This window comes from Grimontia sedimenti, from assembly GCF_011045095.1.
Lineage (GTDB): Bacteria > Pseudomonadota > Gammaproteobacteria > Enterobacterales > Vibrionaceae > Enterovibrio > Enterovibrio sedimenti.
Map to the genome: position 1 here is coordinate 1 of NZ_JAALDL010000030.1, position 21,778 is coordinate 21,778.

The window sequence follows — 21,778 nt, forward strand, 5'->3', positions numbered from 1 at the left end:
CCTAGGTCAGTGACATATCGCGAAGCGACAATCCTGACGGTCAACTCGTTCTTAGACAAGCTAACGAAAAGTGGCTCCCCCTGCTGGACTTGAACCAGCGACATACGGATTAACAGTCCGCCGTTCTACCGACTGAACTAAGGGGGAATCGCTCAAAGCGGGGCGAATCTTAGCTATCGCCCTGTAGGCTGTCAACCACCGAAAACGCACATTTTGAGGAATTTAAATCATCTGCTTAATGTACGATCAAGATTGGCTGATTTTTTGTTCTGTGGGCTTTGTATGCTGCAAATAAAGGCTTGGATCTCTGTCTATTTAAAAAATTTCAATCGCCATCACCACATCCCTAAAAGTCTATATGTTTGCGTAAGTCTTTACGTTTCGGATAGGGGTCTAACTTAGATTGAACAAAACTTAAACAGCGCTGAAGTCAGATGTGTCTACCCAGTGGTTCAAATGCGTAAGATGGCAACGAGATCCGGCAAACTGATAGTGTGATATAGCTCTCATAAGTGCTTTTAGTGTGCTATCAGTCGATTTACTGTTGAATATGAGAAAAAGGGTTTGACATTTTGGAACACTTTTCTGGTTTGCCTTCGCGAGGGTTACCCACAAAATCTGTGGATAAGTGTGTTAATCAACACTTTTATCCCCATCAGATCTCATTGTTGAGTATGCTGAGTAGAGGAAGAATTGAGCGCTTTAGTACGAAAAGCTTTAAATACAAAGTGATTGAATGATTTTTGTCCAGTTGATCATCGGTAAATGATAATTTCGAGTTGTGCACATTGTCCGTGTTAATTATTTTCTTCCCAAGGCCGCACAAATTCGCCAGTTATTTGCCTGTCGAGCACAAATAAGACAAGCTGAAAGGGCAGGGAACAAGCATAAAAGGAATAAATAGTGGAAGCGCTACCCAAACTGAACCTCAAAGGAAAAATCAGCGAGATTGAATGGCAACGTCGAGTCGACCTAGCGGCTTGCTATCGTCTCGTCGCCCATATGGGCTGGGATGACCTTATCTACACGCATCTCTCTTTACGTATACCTGATACCGATACTTATCTGGTGAATGCCTTTGGTGTGGCATTTGACGAAGTCACCGCGTCAAATCTGGTAAAAGTTGATTTGGATGGAAATATCCTCGACGACACCCCTTTCACGATTAACCCTGCCGGTTTCACCATTCACAGTGCAATCCATGAAGTGCGTTCTGATGCACACTGTGTAATCCACCTGCACACCAATGAAACCATTGCAGTCGCGAGTCAAAAAGAGGGTTTACTTCCACTTAGCCAGTATTCGATGTTCTCACTGCCCTCGCTTTCTTATCATGGGTACGAAGGTCTTGCGGTAAATGCGGATGAGCGAAAGCGATTACAGGAAGATCTTGGTGACACCAATCATATGTTGTTGGTCAACCATGGTGGTTTAACCTTAGGCCCAACCGTGGGCGACGCTTTCATGCGTTTTTACGATATGCAGCGCGCTTGCGAAGTTCAGTTAATGTTGCAAGCAGCAGGCAAAGAGGCAATTTCTGTTCCTCAGCCTATTCAGGATAATATTTTTGCTCAGGCAAATGTTGTTCATTCCGGTGCGACAGGCGGGCAACTCGCTTGGCCATCACTTCTTCGAAAAGCTTGGCGCATTGACCCAAGCTTTATGGAATAAAGACAAAATAAAAAGACGATTTGGAGTACATGGATGAAAGTCACGTCAGTCGAAGTTTTCGATATTCATTGCCCGGAAAGACCGCCTTGGAACCCGGTATTTGTGCGTATTCACACTGATGAAGGGATCAGTGGTGTGGGCGAGGCAGGTCTTGCTTACGATTTGGGGCATAGCGCAGCCGCAAACATGATTAAAGAAATGGCCGAAGCATTCTTAATTGGTCATGACCCATTCCAGACCGAAATGCTGTGGTCACGCATGCTGCGAGAGAGTTTCTGGGGATTAGGTGGTGGTCCTGTTGTCTATGCAGCGATGAGTGCGATTGATACGGCGCTTTGGGATATTAAAGGAAAGGCACTTGGCCTTCCTGTCTATCAACTTCTGGGCGGCAAGGTAAATGACAAGCTGCGTACTTATGCGTCTCAGCTTCAGTTTGATTGGGACAAAGAGTTCAAAGCACTGTCACAGCCGGAAGAGTATGCAGAAGCGGCGATTAAAGCGATCGCCGAAGGTTATGATGCGGTCAAGGTTGACCCAATCATGTACGACAAAGATGGCAACACCTACTACGAGCGCACCAAAATCATTTCCCGTGCAGAAATGAAATTGTACCGCGCGCGTATGAAAGCCATTCGTGAAGCGGTAGGTGACGAAGTGGACATCATTTTTGAATGCCACAGCTTGCCGGGTGCAACAACGGCGATTCAGCTGGGTGAGATCGCTGAAGAGTTCGACTGCATGTATTACGAAGAGCCGGTGAACTATCTCAACCATTCCCTGCATAAGAAAGTGGCTGACCGCGTCAATGTGCCAATTGCCGGTGGCGAGCGTTTGTATAACCGTTGGGGTGTGCGCCCGTATCTGGAAGATCAAAGTGTTGACGTGCTGCAGCCGGATATCGGCCTGTGTGGCGGCTTTACTGAAACTAAGAAAGTCTGTGATTACGCAGACATCTTTGATGTTCGCATTCAGGCGCACGTTTGTGGTGGCCCCGTGGCGACTGCGGCCTCATTACATCTGGAAACGGCAATTCCAAACTTCCTGATCCATGAGCACCACACTTATGCGATTAAGTCGTGGAACCGCGAACTTTGTATTCAGGATCCTCAGCCAGTGAATGGCTTCTTTGAGGTATCGGAAGAGCCGGGTATCGGCATTGAGCTGAACGATGAAGTGGTCATGCGCTCACCACGTATTGAGATTAAGTAATCGCTCGATCGGATAGTTAAGAAACAACCCGCCTTTGAGCGGGTTGTTTTTTCTCTGTCGTTCAGCCTAAAAACGATAAAACGTGGAGGCGTTTTGGTACATGACCTTCTGGAGGACTTCCCAAGGAAGATTGAGTGCCAGATAGTCCTGCCAAAGCTCTGTGTAAGACGTTCTAAACAGTGTCAGAGGGAAATTGCTCGCCAGCATGACTCGGTCATGCCCAAATGCGGCAATTAAAGTTTCGATGGTTTGCGCAATAGTATTAACCGGAAAGTGCCTGTCCGTCATTTCCCAGCCTGAGGCCTTCACCCAAAGGTTATTCAAACCAGAAAGCTTCCCAATATTCTCCTTCCAACCCGAAGAATCTGCTGGCGGTGGAAAACCAGCGTGGTTAAGGACAACATTGAGAGAAGGTAAGTGACCAATGACATCGATAAATGCTGTAACCGCTCTGTCGTCGTTGGCATCAAATTGCGCTTCGAAGATCACTCCTTCTTTTTCTAGATGCGCGAGATTCCGTTTTACCTGCTGATTGCTTAACAAGGATACTGCGTCGTCATCCAGAATATGTCGAACCCCCACCACAGAGCTCAGCGTCTTTAAGCGCGTCACCTGATCACTGAAGGCTTCGGAAGAGAGAGTCAGGTCGGCACAGGCAATGCTTCTGAATGGCAATTGGCAGGTGCTTTCCAGCCATTCGATTTCTCGCCAGGGAGCTTGATTATCGAACCCTGCTTCAACGTGCACAAAGCCCGCAAGTTCTGCGGGTGCAGAAACCTGCAAGTCTGATTCAGAAAAGTCCCTTTGTATAACGGCTTTATCCTGCCAGAAGGGGGGATTGCCAGTTTGCAGCCAACCGTATTTACCTTTCTGGCGATCGAATAAATGCAGGTGAGGATCGATAAATTTCATGGCTACTGAGCCGTGTAGCCGCCATCAACAGCATGAAGGCTGCCCGTGATAAAACTGGCTTTGTCGCTCGCCAGGAAAATGACCATGTTGGCAACTTCTTCAGGTTGAGCGATACGTCCCAGTGGTTGCAGATTGCCTTCTTCTTTATGAACGGCTTCTTTATCTGCTCCCGAACGTTCGCAGTAGGCATCAATTGCTTTGTGATAAAGCGGCGTCTCTGTGGTGCCTGCACATACGGCGTTGGCGCGAATGTTAAACAAGGCATAATCCAGCGCAGTGGTTTTTGCCATCGACGCAATGGCGTGCTTACTCAGGTTATAAGCAAAGGAATTGCCTTTAGCGATGGTGCATTGGTCTGAACCAAGCAGCACGATACTGCCAGATTTCGCCGCTTTCATGGCTGGCAGGCAAGCACGAATCGCGTAGTAAGCGCCTTTGACATTGATGCTCATGACGCGATCGAAATCTTCTTCACTGGTGTTTTCAATGTTTGAGCTGAAATGGATACCGGCGTTACACACCAGAGCATCAATCTGACCTTCGTTTGCAATGACCTGATTAACAGCGGCATCGACAGCGGCTGAGTCCGTCACATTGCAATCCACCCAGTTTCCGCGAGGGCCTTGCTGAATATCCAATGAGTAAACGGTGTATCCCTCTGCAATAAATCCATCGACGACCGCGAGGCCGATCCCTACTGAGCCACCGGTTACTACCGCTACTTTTTTCATCATTTTCCTCAGATATTCATGTTGGTGGGCTGTGCCGACCTCTTTAGTATGGAAGAGATCTTCGGTGTGGAAACCGAGTGTGTCAACAACTCCGAGCCTTGTCAGTATCTTGTCAGTTGACTTAGGGGACTGAGCGCGCAAAATGAGTGGTTTGATGATTGAGTCACGGAAGCAAGATGGGCAAGACTTTTAAACTGCAATCGCCATTTAAACCCGCAGGCGATCAGCCTACCGCCATCAACCAGTTGTTGGATGGACTGGATTCTGGTCTTGCACACCAAACGCTGTTGGGTGTGACGGGGTCGGGGAAGACCTATACCATGGCCAATGTGATTGCTGAAGCGGGACGTCCAACCATGATACTGGCGCCTAACAAAACGCTGGCAGCGCAGTTATACGGTGAGATGCGAGAGTTCTTTCCGGAAAATGCGGTGGAGTATTTCGTTTCTTATTACGACTACTACCAACCAGAAGCGTATGTGCCTGCTTCCGACACCTTTATTGAAAAAGATGCGTCTATCAACGAACACGTTGAGCAGATGCGTCTTTCCGCCACCAAAGCCCTGATGGAACGCCGCGATGTGGTGATTGTTGCTTCCGTCTCTGCGATTTACGGTTTGGGTGATCCTGATTCTTATCTCAAGATGATGTTGCACCTGCGCCGTGGGGACATGATTGAGCAGCGCTCTATTCTGCGACGGCTTGCTGAGCTTCAATACACCCGAAACGATCAGGCTTTTAGTCGCGGTACCTTCCGCGTTCGCGGTGAAGTGATTGATATCTTCCCTGCGGAATCTGATCGTGATGCTATCCGTATTGAGCTATTTGATGATGAAGTGGAATGCATCAGCGTCTTTGACCCGCTGACGGGATCGATTTCTGAACGTAATCTGCCTCGGGCGACGATTTATCCGAAAACCCACTACGTGACGCCGCGAGAGAAAATTCTAGACGCTATTGAACACATCAAAGTTGAATTGGCTGATCGAAAAAAAGTCCTGTTAGAGAACAATAAACTAATTGAAGAGCAGCGTATTTCCCAGCGCACCCTGTTTGACCTAGAAATGATGCAGGAGCTGGGCTATTGCTCAGGCATTGAGAACTACTCTCGCTACTTGAGTGGCCGAACGGAAGGGGAGCCGCCTCCAACACTGTTTGACTACCTGCCTGCTGATGGCCTTCTGATCATCGACGAATCGCACGTTACTGTGCCGCAGATAGGCGCAATGTTTAAAGGTGACCGCTCGCGTAAAGAAACGCTGGTGGAGTATGGCTTCCGATTACCTTCAGCTCTGGATAACCGTCCGCTCAAGTTTGACGAGTTCGAAGCGCTGGCACCGCAAACCGTCTATGTGTCTGCAACGCCGGGTAAATACGAACTGGAAAAATCTGATGGTGAAATCGCTGATCAGGTTGTGCGACCAACGGGTCTTCTTGACCCAGAAATAGAAGTGCGTCCAGTAGCAACCCAAGTGGATGATCTGCTCTCTGAAATTCGTCTCCGTACGCAGAAAGATGAGCGCGTGTTGGTGACTACACTGACCAAGCGCATGGCAGAGGACCTGACAGAATATCTGGAAGAGCACGACGTGCGTGTTCGTTACTTGCATTCAGACATCGATACAGTCGAGAGGGTAGAAATCATCCGGGATTTACGACTGGGTGAATTTGATGTTCTGGTGGGGATTAACTTACTGCGAGAAGGCCTAGATATGCCAGAAGTCTCTCTGGTGGCGATTCTGGATGCTGATAAAGAGGGCTTCCTGCGCTCAGACCGTTCGCTTATTCAGACTATCGGACGTGCTGCGCGTAACCTTGCTGGTAAGGCAATTCTATACGGTGACACTATTACTGGCTCCATGCAGCGAGCAATAGAAGAAACAGAGCGTCGTCGGGCGAAACAACAGGCTCACAATGAAGAGCATGGTATTGTTCCCCAGAAGCTCAACAAAAAAATCGCGGATGTCATGGAGCTGGGCGGCAAACGTCGGCCGCAGAAGCCAAAAGTGTCGTCTTCACTTAAGGCAGTGGCAGAAGATGATGCCGCTTATGTGGCAAAATCACCACAGCAAATTGAAGCTCAGATCCAGAAATTGGAAGCGAAAATGTATGAAGCTGCGCAAAACCTGGAGTTTGAAACAGCAGCGGGCTTGCGAGACGAAATCGCTGATTTGCGTGCATTATTCATTCGAAACAGCTAAAAAAAAGCCAACCGCAAATAGGTCGGTTGGCTATCTTGTTTCAGTGAACGAAGTGCTCACAAACAACGTCAGTTGGCTAGGTGACCCAGAAGGGTCGCTTTTAATAATGCAGTAAGTGTGCCAACATTTTTGCCGCTCAATATCGCAATTTCAGTTCATTAGAACAATCTTATTTGCAATTTCTTTTGCAAATTGCAATGCAAAACGCGCCGATAGTGCTGTGTAGACAAAAATCGGCGTTATACTGGTACTGACTTTCTAATAAAAAGATAGATTTATTTGGGGATCGATGGCGGGGGTTCAATGCTAGATTCTGGCGCCAAAAAACGCATTTTAATGGTGGAAGACACCGCTTCAGTGGCTGCTTTGTACAAGTCTTATCTTAACCCACTTGATGTTGAGGTTGAGATTGCAAGTACTGGCCAAGAGGCCATCCACCATTTTTCTTCAGGCAGTTTTTCATTAGTTCTTTTGGATCTGCGCTTGCCTGATATTTCTGGTTTCGACGTGCTTTCCGAAATTCGACAACACCACCCAGACATTCCGGTGGTGATCATGACTGCGCATGGATCAATTGATGCGGCAGTTGAAGCCATGCGTTACGGGGCGAGTGATTTTCTGATCAAGCCGTGCGAGGCGGACTTGTTACGGGTAACTGTCAATAACGCGCTGAAACCAAAGAGTAAAATCGGAGGGCAATCACCTGAGGGAGCATACTACGGCTTTATTGGTCACAGTGTTCCGATGCAGGCGGTTTATCGCGTTATCGACTCGGCAGCGCCGAGTAAAGCCACGGTATTCATTACGGGTGAAAGTGGCACAGGTAAAGAGGTGTGTGCGGAGGCCGTGCATGCGGCAAGCTCACGTGCCAAAAAGCCGTTCGTGGCGATCAACTGTGCAGCGATACCAAAAGATCTCATTGAGAGTGAATTGTTTGGCCATGTAAAAGGTGCCTTTACTGGTGCCGCGTCCGAGCGCGAAGGTGCGGCGGAAATGGCCGATGGTGGCACCCTGTTTTTGGATGAAATCTGCGAAATGGATTTGGATCTTCAATCCAAACTGCTGCGTTTTATTCAAACGGGAACCTTCCAGAAAGTAGGTTCTTCCAAAGTAAAACAAGTCGATGTGCGGTTTGTTTGTGCGACAAACCGTGATCCGTGGGAAGAAGTGCTGCAAGGCAATTTCCGTGAGGATCTCTACTACCGACTACACGTTATTCCGTTGGCATTGCCTCCTCTGCGTGATCGTGGTGAAGACGTGGTTGAGATCGCGCAATCGCTGTTGCTGATGTTTGCGATGGAGGAAGGAAAAGATTTTCGTACCTTCAATGCTGAGGTGACCAGCCGTCTGTTGACCTACGAATGGCCCGGAAACGTTCGCCAGTTGCAGAACGTTATTCGCAATATTGTCGTGTTACACAATGCGCGAGAAGTCACAGAACAAATGCTGCCACCGCCGCTAAATACAGTTTCTGGTGTCAAAATTGCATCTACTCCTGCTAGAGCAACTGCGCAAGCTGCAATTGCTCCTTCGCGCGACGAAAATTTTGCTGTCGCGCCAGCGTTAGTAAACCAGGGGACAGTGACGAAAGCTGACATTGAACCTCTTTGGTTGGTTGAAAAGCGAGCGATACAAATTGCGATTGACGCGTGTGATGGAAACATCCCACAGGCTGCAGGTCTGTTGGAAGTGAGCCCATCGACTATTTATCGCAAGCTGCAAAGTTGGCAAGAATCACAAGAAAAAAGGAACTGAGTTATGGCGTCGACAGTGAATCATGAGACGTTGCGGCGGCTGGCGGTTGAAGTAGGCGAAGACACGGTATCTTCGCTTCTCGTGGTATTTAGTGACGAACTAACCCGATATTCAGATCAACTTTCAGAAGCACCAAGCGCAATGCAGGTACGTGAAATTAGCCACGCGATCAAAAGTAGCGCGGCCAGTTTCGGCGCAGACGAATTGGCAGAATTGGCACGTGAGTGTGAATCTCGTGTCAAACAAGGCCAAGAATCATGGGTTCATGACCAATTGCCTCGTCTGACAACAATGCTGCAGGGTACTGCAGTTCAATATAAAGCGTTAGCAGGTCAGCAAGATCTGCTCGATCGACTGGGATAATTTGTCCCTGTCATGACGCCACTGGTGGTTGGCAGAGGCCAAGTCTGCCACCACTTGCTGGTGCTCATCGCCGAGCTCTTCATCGATATCCGGTCCCAATACCAAATCTATTCCGCGACCACCCATAGAGCGTTCACACCAATTCAGCATGGTTTTGAGAGACATTTGCCCTGCAGGCCCGTGTTCCTTTCCTAGATTTCGGATAAAGATAACTTTGGCTTGCGTTTGCTTGAGTGCCCGGTTTATTTCCGGCAACAACAGAGGCGGCATCACACTGGTGAGGAAGCTTCCCGGCCCCAACACCACCAGATCTGCTTCTTGAATAGCCATTACCGCTTCTTTGGTTGCTGGAACAACCGGTTCCAACATCAAACGAGCTGGTGGTTCGGGTAATTCATCTACATCTGTTTCGCCTGCAATCACTTCCCCTGTGCTGGTTTGCGCAGCCAGATCGGCAGGGTGCTCAGACATCGGAACAATATGGGTGGATACCTTAAGCATGTCCCGAATCAGGTTGATAGCCTCAAGTGGGCGGATAGACAGGTTGTCCAATGCTGTCAGCATTAAATTGCCCAAGTTATGACCATCAAGCTCACCGTTACCTTTAAACCGGTACTCGAATATCATTGAACCGATTGAAGGCTCAGTAATTAGCTGATTAATGCAGTTTCGGGTATCACCCCAGGCAATCCCGCCCTGGCAGGCACGTATCCGGCCGGTAGAGCCGCCATTGTCTGTTGTTGTTACAACACCTGTGACAAGCTCTCCGTGCTCGCGCAGCGCCGACAAGACACGACCTAGGCCATGCCCACCACCAACAGCAACGATTTTATGTTTTGGTTGTTTCATCGCACTTCGTTTTTATTCGTTTCTATTGCCAATAATAAGGTATGACTCGAAAAAGAATGCGTTTTCTCTCGTCTTTTTGACCAATTTTTAGGTTTCCGGTCACGCAAAGAACAAAAAAAGACCAGCCTGAACTGGTCTTTTTAAGCGGTGAGGGTGGGAAAGATTAGTGAGGATCTTTCATCAGGCTGAGTAGGTATTCTGCGGTGTCACTGCAGGTATGCGCAGCCATGAGAACTTGTTTTTCACTCGCGGGTATTGGTAGCAATTCCAACCAGCGCTGGCAAAGCCAGCTTAAGTCATCAAAGTTTGGTTTTTTGTGCAACGAGCTCAGCTCAGGATAGCGCTCAAACATAATCAGCAGGCGCTCTGCCAAAGGTTGAGCGTCGTTACTGACTGCACGTTCCGGCCATGCTGGCAGAGTTTGGCAGACGGCTTCGACAACGCCAGCTTCGTTTTCCTTAATGCTGTCGATCACAAAGCTTTCGTGCCCGCAGACTGTTATCGTCAGCGCGCCGCTGTCTGCAGCCACGCTGAAATCTTCGATAGTGACTCTTGTTCCAATACCTGCGCCAATAGGGCTGGTTTCGTCCATGCAAACGCCGATGTCCATGCCGTTACGCATCGCATACTTCACGGTGTTCAACTGTTCTCCCGGGGTCACGCGCAACGGTAGACGGCCGGAAGGGAGGATATGACGGTTGTTGAAGAGGATTGGCAAAGTAATTGTCATCATTAGCTCCCGGTTTTGCTGGCGGCTTAGCACTTCTTCCCTGAGCCACCTTTTCTTATGTGTTTAATATCGGAACTACTTAGATACCCGTGTCGTACAATCGACAGTGCAATTTCAATGCCCAGACATTACATGACTGATTTTGCGGACATTTCATTTTCCATGTCGCAAAATGCAATTCGAATTTGCGATTAGCGAACTATCAAAATGCAATGACATCACGTTTTGCCTTGATTGAGTATGGAACGGAAAAGAGGTGTTGGCTTGAAATTTCCGTTTCCAAGTCCAAATAGACATCCCACACATCGGTTGTGACAAAATTGTGCGTTAAGGTTCCGTCTCAGATCTGTTTGTGTTTTGAGACAGTGAGTAAAAAGTTAAGGCGTTGGCATATCTGCACGAAAGTGAGGGACATTTCTTGTTAGCGAAAGATAAATTTTGCTAGATTATGCTTAAAGCTCCGGTCTTATTGTCACAAGTGATAATACCGGACGCAGGTAACTCCGAAGCCTATCACGCTAAGTTCGCCAGAATATGCGGGTTAGGCCGTGACCCTGAGTCACCAGGGCGGCCATAGAAATGTGTCCGTCTCCCGTATTTGGAAAGGTGTTTCGTGGCTGTTCAATTTGAAGATTCCTTCAACCGCAAGTTTTATTACTTGAGGTTGTCTATTACTGATGTCTGTAACTTCCGTTGCACGTATTGCTTACCGGACGGTTATAAGCCTACGCAAAAAAACTCAAGCTTCCTGACGTTGGATGAGCTTCATCGTGTGGTAGCTGCGTTTGCTGATTGTGGTACCTCTAAAGTGCGTATTACGGGCGGTGAACCCACGCTACGCAAAGATTTCACTGACATTGTTTCTATGATTTCCGAGCAGAAGGGCATTGAGAAAATTGCCATGACAACCAATGGCTATCGTCTTGAGAAGCATGCAAAGGAATGGCGTGAAGCGGGTCTGACCAATATCAACGTCAGTGTTGATAGCCTTGATCCTCGTATGTTCCATCAGATCACCGGTGAGAATAAATTCCATCAGGTGATGCGTGGTATTGATGCCGCTTTCGATGAGGGGTTTGAGCAAGTAAAGGTCAATGCTGTGTTGCTGAAAGACCTGAACAGCGGAGAGTTACCCGCCTTTCTGAATTGGATAAAAGATAAGTCAATCCAACTGAGATTCATCGAGTTGATGCAAACGGGCGAGATGAATTCCCTGTTTGAGAATCACCATGTGTCTGGTGTGTCTATCCGAAATCACTTGATCGCTAATGGTTGGATTATGAAGGTCCGCAATCAAAGCGATGGCCCTGCAGAAGTGTTCTGCCACCCAGACTATACCGGTGAGATTGGTCTCATCATGCCGTACAAGAAAGATTTCTGTGATTCTTGCAATCGTCTCCGCGTCTCTGCAGTAGGCAAGCTCCACATGTGCTTGTTTGGTGATTACGGCGTTGAACTCCGTGATTTGCTTCAGGACGATACGCAGGAAAAGGCACTGATAGCACGAATTCAGAACGCTTTGGCAAACAAAAAGCAAAGTCATTTTCTAGATCAGGGGCACACAGGCATGACGCCGCACCTGGCTTCTATAGGCGGATAACGCCGTTCAAGACATCATTCATTGAGGTTCAAATTTTATGGGTCACGCTGTTACTGAGTTTTCCCCTGCAAAAATTGCAGTCCTGACTGTTTCCGACACTCGCACTGAAGAAAACGATACGTCAGGCAAGTTCCTGGTTGATGCACTGCAAGATGCGGGTCATCAACTTGCGGATAAAAAAATCGTTATTGATGACATTTACAAGATCCGCGCGATTGTTTCCCAGTGGATTGCTGACGAAAACGTACAGGCTGTGTTGATCACTGGCGGTACAGGTTTTACTTCCCGCGACAGCACGCCAGAAGCGCTGAAACCACTTTTCGACAAAGAAGTGGAGGGTTTTGGTGAGCTGTTCCGTGCGATTTCTTACCAAGAAATTGGCACGTCAACCATTCAGTCTCGCGCGATTGCCGGTTTTGCTAACCACACTGTCATTTTTGGGATGCCAGGTTCAACAGGGGCATGCCGCACTGGTTGGAATGGCATTATTAAGCAGCAGTTGGATGCGAGCCACCGTCCATGTAACTTCATGCCGCACCTGGGTAAATAATTGATGAGCGGCTTTACACATATTAATGCCTCTGGAGAGGCAAACATGGTGGATGTTTCCGCGAAAGCGGAAACGGTTCGAGAGGCACGCGCGGAAGCATTTGTGACCATGGCGGCGGATACTCTGGCGCTGATTGTTTCAGGCAAGCACCACAAAGGTGATGTGTTCGCAACAGCACGCATAGCAGGTATTCAAGCTGCTAAGCGTACCTGGGATTTGATTCCTCTTTGTCATCCTTTGATGTTGTCGAAAGTGGAAGTATCACTGGAGGCTTTGCCAGAAACATCGCAGGTGCGTATCGAATCAGTTTGTAAACTTTCCGGTAAAACAGGTGTTGAAATGGAAGCGCTGACGGCTGCTTCAGTGGCAGCACTGACAATCTACGACATGTGTAAGGCTGTGCAAAAAGACATGGTGATCAGTCAGGTTCGTCTGCTGGAAAAAACGGGCGGTAAATCAGGACACTTTAAGGTGGAAGGATGATTCAGGTACTCTTTTTGCGCAAGTTAAAGAGTTGGTGGGCACGGCGTCTCTGACACTGGAAGGTGAGTTCCAATCTGCCGAAGACATTCGTCAGCATCTTGCAGAAAAAGGCGATAAATGGGCTTTGGCACTGGAGCAGGGTAAGCTTCTGGTGGCAATCAACCAGACTATTTCTGAGTTGTCATCGCCAGTGAAAGCAGGTGACGAGGTTGCCTTTTTCCCACCGGTGACCGGAGGCTGATCAATGATCTCGGTACAAGAACAGGATTTCTCCGTCGCAGAAGAATACCAGCGATTGAATGATCATGCTGGCGATGGCGCTATCGTGACCTTCATCGGCAAAGTTCGAGACATGAATCTTGGTGACAATGTCACGGGCCTGACCTTGGAGCATTACCCAGGCATGACGGAAAAGTCTTTGGCTGAGATTGTCGAGCAAGCCAAGTCACGATGGCCGCTGACACATGTTCGCGTTATCCACCGAGTAGGTGCCCTGGATATCGGTGACCAAATTGTGTTTGTGGGTGTTTCCAGTGCGCACCGTGGCGCTGCGTTTGAAGCATGTGAGTTTGTGATGGATTACCTGAAAACCAAAGCGCCATTTTGGAAAAAAGAACGTCTGTCTGATAAAGAGCGCTGGATTGAAGCGCGTGACAGTGATGAGGACGCAGCAAAGCGCTGGTAATTATTATTAGGCTTCATTTAAACAAAGAAAGGGATGCAAATGCATCCCTTTGTCGTTTCACTGGTTATAGGTTTAGATTACTGGCAGCTTGCTGCGCCCAGTTCTTTCCAAACACCCCATTGACCAGTTGTGCCAGGCTCTTCGTTGGTGGTCCACCACTTGGCAGAGTACTCAACACCTTTATGAGTCACAACGTCACCTGAGTTGTAAACAGTACCTTCAGCCCAAGCGTTAGGACAAGTCACGACAGGCTCATCTTTCGCGACGACAACCGATACGGTTGCAGAGTCGGTCAGCTTGCCATCAGATACGGTCACTGAGAATGTCAGTGTTGTATCTACTGAGTAGCTACCCGCAGTGAAAGTCAGTGAAGCGCCGTTTTGTGTTGCAGTCACACCCGCTGGAACATCCCAAGTATAAGTCAGTGCATCATTGTTTGCATCGCTTGAACCGCTAGCATCCACCAGAACCACATCACCTGCATTCGCTGTCGCTGGTGCTGTCAGCGCGGCTACTGGTGCTTCGTTGACTGGATCAACAGCTTTTGCTTTAGCAGTCACCACAACAGTATCGGTCGCAGTTGCGCCTTTATCGTCGGTCACTGTCAGTGAGAACACGAACTGGGTATCTGTAGTGACTGCTGGGATATCCGCAGATGCGGTTGCAGTGCTTGCGCCAGTCAGTGCAACGGAAGGGCCTGAAGTTTGTTTCCAGCTGTACGAAACAACTTGCCCGTCAGTATCTTTCGACGCTGAGCCATCAAGTGCTACAGCACCCGCTGCGTTAACGGTAACATCTGCACCAGCATTGGCGACAGGTGCTTTGTTAACAGGGTCAACTGGACCACCTGCAAGTGACTCTTGCATTGCGTTCAGGATATCACCGTTGTCTGCATCGATCTCCCATGCAAACAGACCCGCGAAGTTGTTCTGGCGAACGTAAGCGCCTTTAGCCATCACAGAGCGTTTGTCATCGTACGTGATCAAGTCACCGTTTGATGGGTCGTATACCCACGGAGCATCCGCTTGCTCGTCATAGCCTTGGATAACATTAGGGTTGTTGATGTACTTAGTCACGATATCTTTGTAGTCGATAACGCCATCTTCCCAAGAGCCAGCAACTTTGCCGTTACCTACACCCGTCATTGGGTTAGTTGGATCTGACATGCTTGCTTCAGATACGCCTGTCCAGCCACGGCCATACATAGCTGCGCCGATAACGAGCTTTTCAGGTGGAACGCCTTTTTCAAGCAGAAGGTTTACGCCGTTTTTCGTTGTGTATGCAGGGCCTTTACGAGGTTTGCCTTCAGCATCGACACCTTTACCTGCACACTCGTCAGCAGACATATGGCTGCCACAGTCCAGTGCGGCCTGGTGACCGACAACATTGTTCCAACCGCCGTAGTAGTCGTAAGTCATGGCGAAGATGTAATCCATGTACGGAACAGCATCTACATAGTTAACGTTGGCAATTTTGTCATAGCCAACACCAACCGCTGAGGTCAGTTCGTACGTGCGGCCAGTTTCAGCAGAAAGCTCATCCAGCATTGCACGTAGTTCTTGCATCAGCACTGCGTAAGTGTCGCCATCTTTCGCAGGATCGCCGAGGTTCGGGTTAGCACCCAAGCCACCTGGGTATTCCCAGTCGATGTCTACACCGTCATAGAATTTCCACGTTTGCAGGAATTTCTTCACAGAAGCGACGAACTTGTCGCGCTTAGCTTTATCGCCAAACTCGTAGAATGGGTCAGACAGTGTCCAGCCGCCGATTGAAGGCAGGATTTTAGATCAGGGTAACGCTGTTTCAGCGCCATGATCTGACCATAGGTACCTTTGTAAGAAGAAGAGTAGCTTTGACCTGATTGTGGGTGAGGCATTTGAACTGCAGCCCAAGGGTCGTGAATCACGACTTCGTAATCTGGTAAGCCAGCACAAGCGCGGTTCAGTGCAGCTAGCGGGCCATCAGCAAGAGAAGGGTTGTTACCACAAATTGGCACGAAGCCATAAATGATGTGAGTCAGATTTTGCGCTGGAATTTTGTCTACTGGGAATTTACGACCGTACACACCCCACTCAACAAAGTATGCACCGACAACGGTGTCTGCTGGTGTGTTGTAGTTGCCATTGTTTGGATCAACGTTCATTGGCAGTGGGTCAAGGTGGCTACCATCTGTGTCTGCAACAACAATCTGTTTTGGTGCACTTTGGGTACAAGCTTGCGCAGCACCGGTTCCACTACACAGTTCTACGACCATGTCATATTTGCCACCTTTAGCAACCTGCACAATGGCAGACTCTTTCTGGCTGGCAGATGGAGTGACTGACGCTTCGTGAGCAACTTGGCCGTTAAGGAGTACTCGCCAAGTATCACCAGGTTCACCGGACCAGCGATCCCATGAAACCGGCACTTCTGCGTAAGGTTTTACAGTCACTAGATCTTTATAAGCAGTCGCTGCATCGTTGACTTCGATAATTGCAAAGTTTGTTTCACCCCAAGCGATAATTGGTGCGCCAGGTGCCGCCATGGCTGGCGCAGCGGTAGCGCTGGCGATAGAGGCTGCGAGTAGCCCCTTTAGAAAAGCCCGTTTGTTCATCTTAATATCCCTCGAAAATTTATTGCGAGAATTATCTATTCATCGCGTGAATATGAGCCAATCTGCGCTGACTCTGTCCTGATACTTGGTAAGAAACAGATTTAAAGCAAAATCAGAGGGTAAGGAATTAGAGGTGTAGAAGAGAAAAAAGTAACGAGCTCGTTACATTGCGGGTGGTTTTTGAACAGGCCATCACAAAAATCGCACACTTTATCGTCTTGGTGAATTAAGTTTGCAGGAAAAAAATAACCTCTCGGTAGAGAGGTTATTCATTTACATAATGAACTGTGTATCAACGGGTGCCTTTTGCTTTTTCTTCGTTTGCCTGCTTTTTGGCAGAAGGAATAAAGCCATGTCGGACGCGAGAGCACAGAGGTCTGGATTGGGAACCGGCAGGTCTCATTTTCGTGATCGTCTCTTTGTTTAATTGTTGATTAATTCTGGTTGTTGCACCTCAGTGCCGATAAAACAAACTTTCATTACATCGGTACAGAGACATAGTGCGCAATATTTAAGACTTTCACAATTTAATCTGTGTCACATCTCTAATTAGAACGAATAAATTCTAACCAGCAATTTTTTTATTACCGTAAGTTATTAAAACATTATAATTTGTAGTGTTTTTAGGCGTCTACGTGCTCGCTCTCTCATTGTTTCAAATGTGGAGCGGGGGAGCGGATAGGCTTTGCTACACTTTTATTGCTGGTAAGTAACACAAAGATGTGTTGGTAAATCAGCGAATGTGCACCGCAGTTGAGTGTGCCATGGTGGAATGAATCAATCAGGAGGATCACAATGGGACATAGACGTATTAGTAATAAAAAGATGAAGCAGATGCTGCAAGAGGTTCTGACAGATGACATGAGTGAGAGCAATACTGGAACTCTTGTTGAGGGCAAAGAGCAGAAAAGTGCGGACCAGGATCCTCTTCAAACGCAAGATCAGCAAAAGTAAAAACCACTCACTTCCATTCATAGGCCAGTTGATTCCAACTGGCTTTTTTATTGCCTTCGCGAATGTGCGACATGTTTGGTCACGACAATGACCAATATTTATCCACTGACCACTTAAGTTATGCGGCAAAAATAGTTTAACAAATTGTAAAATCAATGGCTTGGTGATTATTTTCAGTGCTTTACAAAGCTTGGTGTCATCTATTGTTGGTTTGGAGGGTGTAAATTCTATTCATGAATAGTGAATGAATACGCTTTTGATTGTTTTTTAAACGGCTGATATTAACGATTTTTGTTGTAAAAGATACCGATAACACCAGACTTTAATGCTTAAAAAATATGCTTTTTAGGCGATATCTACAATATTTCACTTTGATTGCATCTGAAGGTGAAGCATATGTTCAATGCAGTGCAATGAAATAGTGATAGATGCTGATAATGCTCGTTATGTTAGATATATGTGACTTTTTTTGTCGTTTTTGTGGCAAATTGCTTTGATGCTTGGTAATGTTCCAAACAATTCTCCGTAAAGCACCTATGTTTTGTGGCGGTAAGCAGCTTAATTCGCTTCCCGTTTTATGGTCGCGGAGAGTGTCATGGATGCAACTGAAGGATAAATTGGAGTATCTGCATGTATAAGAACAAAATCACTCAGGCGCTGTTACTTGGCGCAGGCATGGCGGTAGCCGCTACCTCTTTCACGGCAACAGCAGCGGAAGTACCTGCCGGTGTAAAACTGTCACCTAAGCAAGAGCTCGTTCGTGGTAACGGTACTGAAGTGGCGTCTTTGGACCCACATAAAGTAGAAGGTGTGCCTGAGGCCCATGTATTGCGTGACCTGATGGAAGGTCTGGTTATTCAGGATGCAGTGGGTACCACTATCCCGGGAGCAGCGGAGTCTTGGAGCACTGAAGATAACCAAACTTTCACTTTTAAGATCCGCGAAGACGCTAAGTGGTCAAATGGTGACCCGGTAACCGCGCAAGATTTTGAATACAGCTTTAAACGTGCAGCCGATCCAGCAACCGCTTCCCCATACGCTTGGTACATTGAATATACCAAGATGAAGAATGCGAAAGACGTTATTGCCGGGAAGAAACCAGCAAGCGAGCTGGCTGTTAAAGCTATTGATGACCGCACACTGGTCATTGAAACTGAAGTTCCGCTGCCATATTTCGTGAAGATGATGGCGCACACCACCATGTACCCTGTACACAAAGCAACAGTTGAAAAACACGGTGATTCTTGGACCAAACCAGGAAACTTTGTGGGTAACGGTGCTTTTGTATTGTCTGACTGGGTAGTGAACGAAAAAATTGTTCTCGAGCGCAATGCAAACTACTGGGATAACAAAGATACAGTTATCGATCAGGTAACTTTCCTGCCAATCGAAAACCAGAATGCGGAAATGAACCGCTTCCTTTCTGGCGAAATCGATATCACTTATGAAGTGCCTAACGAGCAGTTCCGCCGTCTGGCTAAGCAATACCCAGACAATGTAGTGGTTTCACCTAACCTGTGTACTTACTACTACGGTTTCAATACTCAGAAAGCACCGTTCGACGATGTGCGTGTTCGTAAAGCGCTGTCTTACACTATTGACCGCGACATCGTCACTAAAGCGATTCTGGGTCAAGGCCAAAAGCCTGCTTACGCGCTGACTCATAGCGGTATTACTGGCTTCGCACCAGAAGCACCAGAATACGCGAAGATGACGCAGAAAGAGCGCATCGCAGAAGCGAAGAAACTGCTGGAAGAAGCAGGCTTCGGTCCTGGTCAGCCTCTGGACTTCACTCTGCTGTACAACACCAGTGAAAACCACAAGAAGATTGCCGTTGCAATCCAGTCTATGTGGAAAAAATCTCTGGGTAACTTCGTGAATGTCACGCTGGAAAACCAAGAGTGGAAAACCTACCTGGACAACAGTAAGCAGGGCAACTTTGATGTACGTCGTGCAGGCTGGTGTGCGGACTACAACGAAGCATCTACCTTCCTGGCTATCGCGATGACTGAGAATGGCTCGAATGACCAGAAGTACTCAAGCGATGTCTTCGATAAAGCAATGAACGACGCGGTTAAAGTAGCGAAAACTGAAGCTGAGCGTAATAACTTCTACGCGATTGCTGAAGCGCAACTGGCGCAAGACATGCCAATCGCGCCTATCTACCAGTACGTACAACCTCGCTTGGTTGGCACGCACGTAGGTGGCTACCCAGACCAAAACCCGCAAGACAATATCTACTCGAAAGATATGTTCATCATCGCAGAATAATAATAGCGTCACTCCATGCGCCTGTTGCCATGCTGCAGGCGCATGCTTTTTCGAACATAAGTAGGATGCTTTATGTTTAGATTGATTTTTACTCGTACACTGGAAGCGATACCAACCCTCTTGGTATTGATTACGATTTCCTTTTTCTTGATGCGTTTTGCGCCCGGAAATCCTTTTTCTTCAGAAAAAACATTGCCACAAGAGGTAATGCAAAACATCAACGCCAAATATGGTTTGGATAAGCCACTGTTTGAGCAATACACCACCTATCTTGGCAACGTGGTACTGCGCGGTGACTTCGGTCCTTCTTTTAAATACAAAGACTATACCGTCAACGAACTGATCGCCTCTGCACTGCCTGTTTCTGCAAAAGTAGGTTTTTATGCATTTATCGTGACCGTCATTATCGGGGTCACTGTCGGCACCATCGCCGCGTTACGGCAAAACAGTTGGGTGGACTACCTCATCATGTCCACGTCGATGTTTGGGGTTGTATTACCGTCTTTCGTTCTTGCCCCAGTACTGATCTATATCTTTTCCATCGGTCTGGGTTGGCTCCCAGCGGGTGGTTGGAATGGCGGTGCAATCCAGTACATGGTTCTGCCGATTGTTGCCATGTCATTCCTGTATATCGCTACGTTTGCCCGTATTACACGTGGCAGCATGATTGAAACCCTGAACAGTAACTTTATCCGAACCGCGAAAGCGAAAGGCCTGAGTATGCGATACATCGTTATCAAGCACGCTCTGCGTCCAGCGCTGCTGCCGGTGGTCTCGTACATGGGACCAGCGTTCGTGGGCATCATTACCGGCTCGGTGGTCATTGAAACCATCTTTGGTCTGCCAGGTATCGGTAAGTTGTTCGTTAACGCAGCCTTCAACCGGGACTATTCATTGGTTCTGGGTGTCACCATTCTGATTGGTGCGCTGTTTATTATCTTCAACGCCATCGTCGATATTCTTCTGGCGTGGCTGGATCCGAAGATTCGTTATTGAGGTTTGAATCATGATTTTAAAAAGAGAAGAAAATAACGAAGCTATCGAAAATTTCTCGGCGAAGCTGGAAGTAGAAGGTCGAAGCCTTTGGCAAGATGCGCGTATCCGTTTTATGCGTAACAAAGCCGCAATGACCAGTCTTTTCATTCTGGTGTGTATCACTGCATGGGTATTGATCGGTCCAATGTTCGCGACTTATGCGTTTGATGATACCGATTGGTATGCGATGCACGCTGCACCGTCTTTCGGCGAAGAAGGCCATATTTTTGGTACTGATGCGCTGGGTCGTGACATCTATGTCCGCACTCTGGTTGGTGGTCAAATCTCACTGATGGTAGGTCTGATGGGCGCCTTGGTGGCGGTTGTGATTGGTACCATTTACGGTGCAACGTCCGGCTATATTGGCGGCCGAACTGACCGCGTGATGATGCGTATTCTGGAAATTCTGAATGCGATTCCATTCATGTTCCTGGTTATCGTATTGGTGACTTTCTTTGGCCGTAACATCTTCCTGATTTTCGTGGCTATCGGTGCTATTGCCTGGCTGGATATGGCACGTATCGTACGTGGCCAGACACTCAGCTTGCGTAACAAGGAATTTATCGAAGCGGCACACGTATGTGGTGTTAGCACCAAGAATATTATCCTCCGTCATATTGTACCGAACGTGCTGGGTATCGTTGCGGTTTACTCAACCCTACTTATCCCAACCATGATCTTGATTGAGTCATTCCTGAGCTTCTTGGGCCTAGGTGTTCAAGAACCAATGACGAGCTGGGGCGCGCTGCTGCAGGAAGGTTCCCAAACCATGGAACTGGCAATCTGGCAGTTGGCTTTCCCAACGCTGTTTATGGTCACTACACTGCTTTGCTTTAACTATGTGGGTGATGGTTTGCGTGACGCGCTGGATCCGAAGGATCGATAAGGAGGAAGTATGAGCCTGTTAGATGTAAAAGATCTGCGCGTAGAGTTTAAAACCCAGGATGGGTCTGTGACCGCAGTTAACGACCTGAACTTCTCTCTCGACCGTGGCGAAACGCTGGGTATCGTCGGTGAGTCGGGTTCAGGTAAAAGCCAGACCGTGTTCTCTATCATGGGTTTGCTGGCGAAAAACGGCGTTGTTTCCGGCAGCGCTAAATTTGAAGGCAATGAGATCCTGAACCTTCCAGAGAAGGAACTGAACAAAATCCGCGCGGAACAAATCGCGATGATTTTCCAGGACCCC

General features: G+C 47.9%; 19 protein-coding genes, 1 tRNA gene, 1 pseudogene and 1 riboswitch. Of the genes and pseudogenes, 15 read left to right on the forward strand and 6 right to left on the reverse strand.

Annotation, left to right across the window (positions count from 1 at the left end; all coding sequences use genetic code 11):
- Positions 1-71: 71 nt before the first annotated feature.
- A tRNA-Asn gene (locus G5S52_RS22640) sits at positions 72-147 on the reverse strand.
- 756 nt (positions 148-903) lie between these two features.
- Between G5S52_RS22640 and G5S52_RS22645 the strand changes: the two genes are divergently transcribed.
- A complete protein-coding gene (locus G5S52_RS22645; RefSeq protein ID WP_165018721.1) occupies positions 904-1,671 on the forward strand; it encodes a class II aldolase/adducin family protein in 768 nt (255 codons plus the stop codon).
- Positions 1,672-1,704: 33 nt separating this feature from the next.
- Positions 1,705-2,880 (forward strand): mandelate racemase/muconate lactonizing enzyme family protein, encoded by a 1,176-nt coding sequence (locus tag G5S52_RS22650; protein WP_165018723.1) that lies wholly within the window; start codon positions 1,705-1,707, stop codon positions 2,878-2,880.
- A gap of 66 nt (positions 2,881-2,946) precedes the next feature.
- Here G5S52_RS22650 and G5S52_RS22655 read toward each other — a convergent pair whose 3' ends face one another.
- Together G5S52_RS22655 and G5S52_RS22660 are read right to left on the reverse strand one after the other, a co-directional pair.
- Positions 2,947-3,792, reverse strand: a complete 846-nt coding sequence (locus G5S52_RS22655; protein WP_165018726.1) for an amidohydrolase family protein — start codon at positions 3,790-3,792, stop codon at positions 2,947-2,949.
- 2 nt (positions 3,793-3,794) lie between these two features.
- The gene (locus G5S52_RS22660; RefSeq protein ID WP_165018748.1) at positions 3,795-4,523 is read right to left on the reverse strand and encodes an SDR family NAD(P)-dependent oxidoreductase; all 729 of its coding nucleotides are present in this window, start codon (positions 4,521-4,523) and stop codon (positions 3,795-3,797) included.
- A 176-nt stretch (positions 4,524-4,699) separates the two neighbouring features.
- On the opposite strand from G5S52_RS22660, the gene uvrB reads away from it, so the two are divergent.
- From uvrB to G5S52_RS22675, 3 genes are all read left to right on the forward strand, one after another.
- On the forward strand, positions 4,700-6,724 hold the full coding sequence (uvrB, locus tag G5S52_RS22665; protein ID WP_165018728.1) for an excinuclease ABC subunit UvrB: 2,025 nt from the start codon (positions 4,700-4,702) through the stop codon (positions 6,722-6,724).
- 303 nt (positions 6,725-7,027) lie between these two features.
- Positions 7,028-8,479, forward strand: a complete 1,452-nt coding sequence (gene luxO, locus G5S52_RS22670; protein ID WP_165018730.1) for a quorum-sensing sigma-54 dependent transcriptional regulator LuxO — start codon at positions 7,028-7,030, stop codon at positions 8,477-8,479.
- A gap of 3 nt (positions 8,480-8,482) precedes the next feature.
- Entirely contained in the window at positions 8,483-8,842 is a 360-nt protein-coding gene (locus tag G5S52_RS22675) for an Hpt domain-containing protein (protein WP_002541956.1), read from the forward strand.
- On the opposite strand, the gene yvcK is transcribed toward G5S52_RS22675, so the two are convergent.
- Entirely contained in the window at positions 8,804-9,691 is an 888-nt protein-coding gene (yvcK, locus tag G5S52_RS22680; RefSeq protein WP_165018732.1) for a uridine diphosphate-N-acetylglucosamine-binding protein YvcK, read from the reverse strand. The genes G5S52_RS22675 and yvcK overlap by 39 nt on opposite strands.
- A gap of 163 nt (positions 9,692-9,854) precedes the next feature.
- Positions 9,855-10,424 (reverse strand): LON peptidase substrate-binding domain-containing protein, encoded by a 570-nt coding sequence (locus G5S52_RS22685; protein WP_002541953.1) that lies wholly within the window; start codon positions 10,422-10,424, stop codon positions 9,855-9,857.
- Positions 10,425-10,910: 486 nt separating this feature from the next.
- A riboswitch (molybdenum cofactor riboswitch) is annotated at positions 10,911-11,046 on the forward strand.
- Between G5S52_RS22685 and moaA the strand changes: the two genes are divergently transcribed.
- From moaA to moaE, 5 genes are all read left to right on the forward strand, one after another.
- Entirely contained in the window at positions 11,035-12,021 is a 987-nt protein-coding gene (gene moaA, locus G5S52_RS22690; RefSeq protein ID WP_165018734.1) for a GTP 3',8-cyclase MoaA, read from the forward strand. Its footprint overlaps the riboswitch before it by 12 nt.
- Before the next feature lie 37 nt (positions 12,022-12,058).
- A complete protein-coding gene (gene moaB, locus G5S52_RS22695) occupies positions 12,059-12,571 on the forward strand; it encodes a molybdenum cofactor biosynthesis protein B (protein WP_002541950.1) in 513 nt (170 codons plus the stop codon).
- Positions 12,572-12,574: 3 nt separating this feature from the next.
- Positions 12,575-13,054 carry a cyclic pyranopterin monophosphate synthase MoaC gene (gene moaC / locus G5S52_RS22700; protein ID WP_039850558.1) on the forward strand — a complete coding sequence of 160 codons (480 nt, stop codon included), beginning with the start codon at positions 12,575-12,577 and terminating at the stop codon, positions 13,052-13,054.
- A gap of 34 nt (positions 13,055-13,088) precedes the next feature.
- Positions 13,089-13,295, forward strand: coding sequence for a molybdopterin synthase sulfur carrier subunit (gene moaD, locus G5S52_RS22705; RefSeq protein ID WP_368737495.1), 207 nt, complete (start codon positions 13,089-13,091; stop codon positions 13,293-13,295).
- A 3-nt stretch (positions 13,296-13,298) separates the two neighbouring features.
- Positions 13,299-13,739: a molybdopterin synthase catalytic subunit MoaE gene (gene moaE, locus G5S52_RS22710; protein WP_165018738.1), complete on the forward strand. Its 441-nt coding sequence runs from the start codon at positions 13,299-13,301 to the stop codon at positions 13,737-13,739.
- A 77-nt stretch (positions 13,740-13,816) separates the two neighbouring features.
- On the opposite strand, the pseudogene G5S52_RS22715 reads toward moaE, so the two are convergent.
- Positions 13,817-16,332, reverse strand: a pseudogene (locus tag G5S52_RS22715) (glycosyl hydrolase family 18 protein).
- Positions 16,333-17,127: 795 nt separating this feature from the next.
- Between G5S52_RS22715 and G5S52_RS22720 the strand changes: the two are divergent.
- The 5 genes from G5S52_RS22720 to G5S52_RS22740 form a co-directional block, all read left to right on the forward strand.
- Complete coding sequence (locus G5S52_RS22720) at positions 17,128-17,286, forward strand: hypothetical protein (protein WP_165018740.1); 159 nt, start codon at positions 17,128-17,130, stop codon at positions 17,284-17,286.
- A 630-nt stretch (positions 17,287-17,916) separates the two neighbouring features.
- A complete protein-coding gene (locus G5S52_RS22725; protein ID WP_165018742.1) occupies positions 17,917-19,557 on the forward strand; it encodes an ABC transporter substrate-binding protein in 1,641 nt (546 codons plus the stop codon).
- Between the two features lie 72 nt (positions 19,558-19,629).
- Positions 19,630-20,553 (forward strand): oligopeptide ABC transporter permease OppB, encoded by a 924-nt coding sequence (oppB, locus tag G5S52_RS22730; RefSeq protein WP_165018744.1) that lies wholly within the window; start codon positions 19,630-19,632, stop codon positions 20,551-20,553.
- 13 nt (positions 20,554-20,566) lie between these two features.
- Positions 20,567-21,478, forward strand: a complete 912-nt coding sequence (gene oppC / locus G5S52_RS22735) for an oligopeptide ABC transporter permease OppC (protein ID WP_156168210.1) — start codon at positions 20,567-20,569, stop codon at positions 21,476-21,478.
- Positions 21,479-21,487: 9 nt separating this feature from the next.
- Positions 21,488-21,778: ATP-binding cassette domain-containing protein (locus G5S52_RS22740; RefSeq protein WP_165018746.1), on the forward strand; the 291-nt coding region annotated here is incomplete at its 3' end.

Excerpts from the sequence above, each read along its gene's own strand:
- moaB (WP_002541950.1), top strand. The coding sequence starts at position 12,059 with ATGGGTCACGCTGTTACTGAGTTTTCCCCTGCAAAAATTGCAGTCCTG.
- oppB (WP_165018744.1), top strand. The coding sequence starts at position 19,630 with ATGTTTAGATTGATTTTTACTCGTACACTGGAAGCGATACCAACCCTC.
- moaE (WP_165018738.1), top strand. The coding sequence starts at position 13,299 with ATGATCTCGGTACAAGAACAGGATTTCTCCGTCGCAGAAGAATACCAG.
- G5S52_RS22675 (WP_002541956.1), top strand. The coding sequence starts at position 8,483 with ATGGCGTCGACAGTGAATCATGAGACGTTGCGGCGGCTGGCGGTTGAA.
- G5S52_RS22650 (WP_165018723.1), top strand. The coding sequence starts at position 1,705 with ATGAAAGTCACGTCAGTCGAAGTTTTCGATATTCATTGCCCGGAAAGA.
- G5S52_RS22720 (WP_165018740.1), top strand. The coding sequence starts at position 17,128 with ATGGGACATAGACGTATTAGTAATAAAAAGATGAAGCAGATGCTGCAA.
- luxO (WP_165018730.1), top strand. The coding sequence starts at position 7,028 with ATGCTAGATTCTGGCGCCAAAAAACGCATTTTAATGGTGGAAGACACC.
- G5S52_RS22725 (WP_165018742.1), top strand. The coding sequence starts at position 17,917 with ATGTATAAGAACAAAATCACTCAGGCGCTGTTACTTGGCGCAGGCATG.
- G5S52_RS22685 (WP_002541953.1), bottom strand. The coding sequence starts at position 10,424 with ATGATGACAATTACTTTGCCAATCCTCTTCAACAACCGTCATATCCTC.
- uvrB (WP_165018728.1), top strand. The coding sequence starts at position 4,700 with ATGGGCAAGACTTTTAAACTGCAATCGCCATTTAAACCCGCAGGCGAT.
- moaC (WP_039850558.1), top strand. The coding sequence starts at position 12,575 with ATGAGCGGCTTTACACATATTAATGCCTCTGGAGAGGCAAACATGGTG.
- yvcK (WP_165018732.1), bottom strand. The coding sequence starts at position 9,691 with ATGAAACAACCAAAACATAAAATCGTTGCTGTTGGTGGTGGGCATGGC.
- G5S52_RS22660 (WP_165018748.1), bottom strand. The coding sequence starts at position 4,523 with ATGAAAAAAGTAGCGGTAGTAACCGGTGGCTCAGTAGGGATCGGCCTC.
- G5S52_RS22655 (WP_165018726.1), bottom strand. The coding sequence starts at position 3,792 with ATGAAATTTATCGATCCTCACCTGCATTTATTCGATCGCCAGAAAGGT.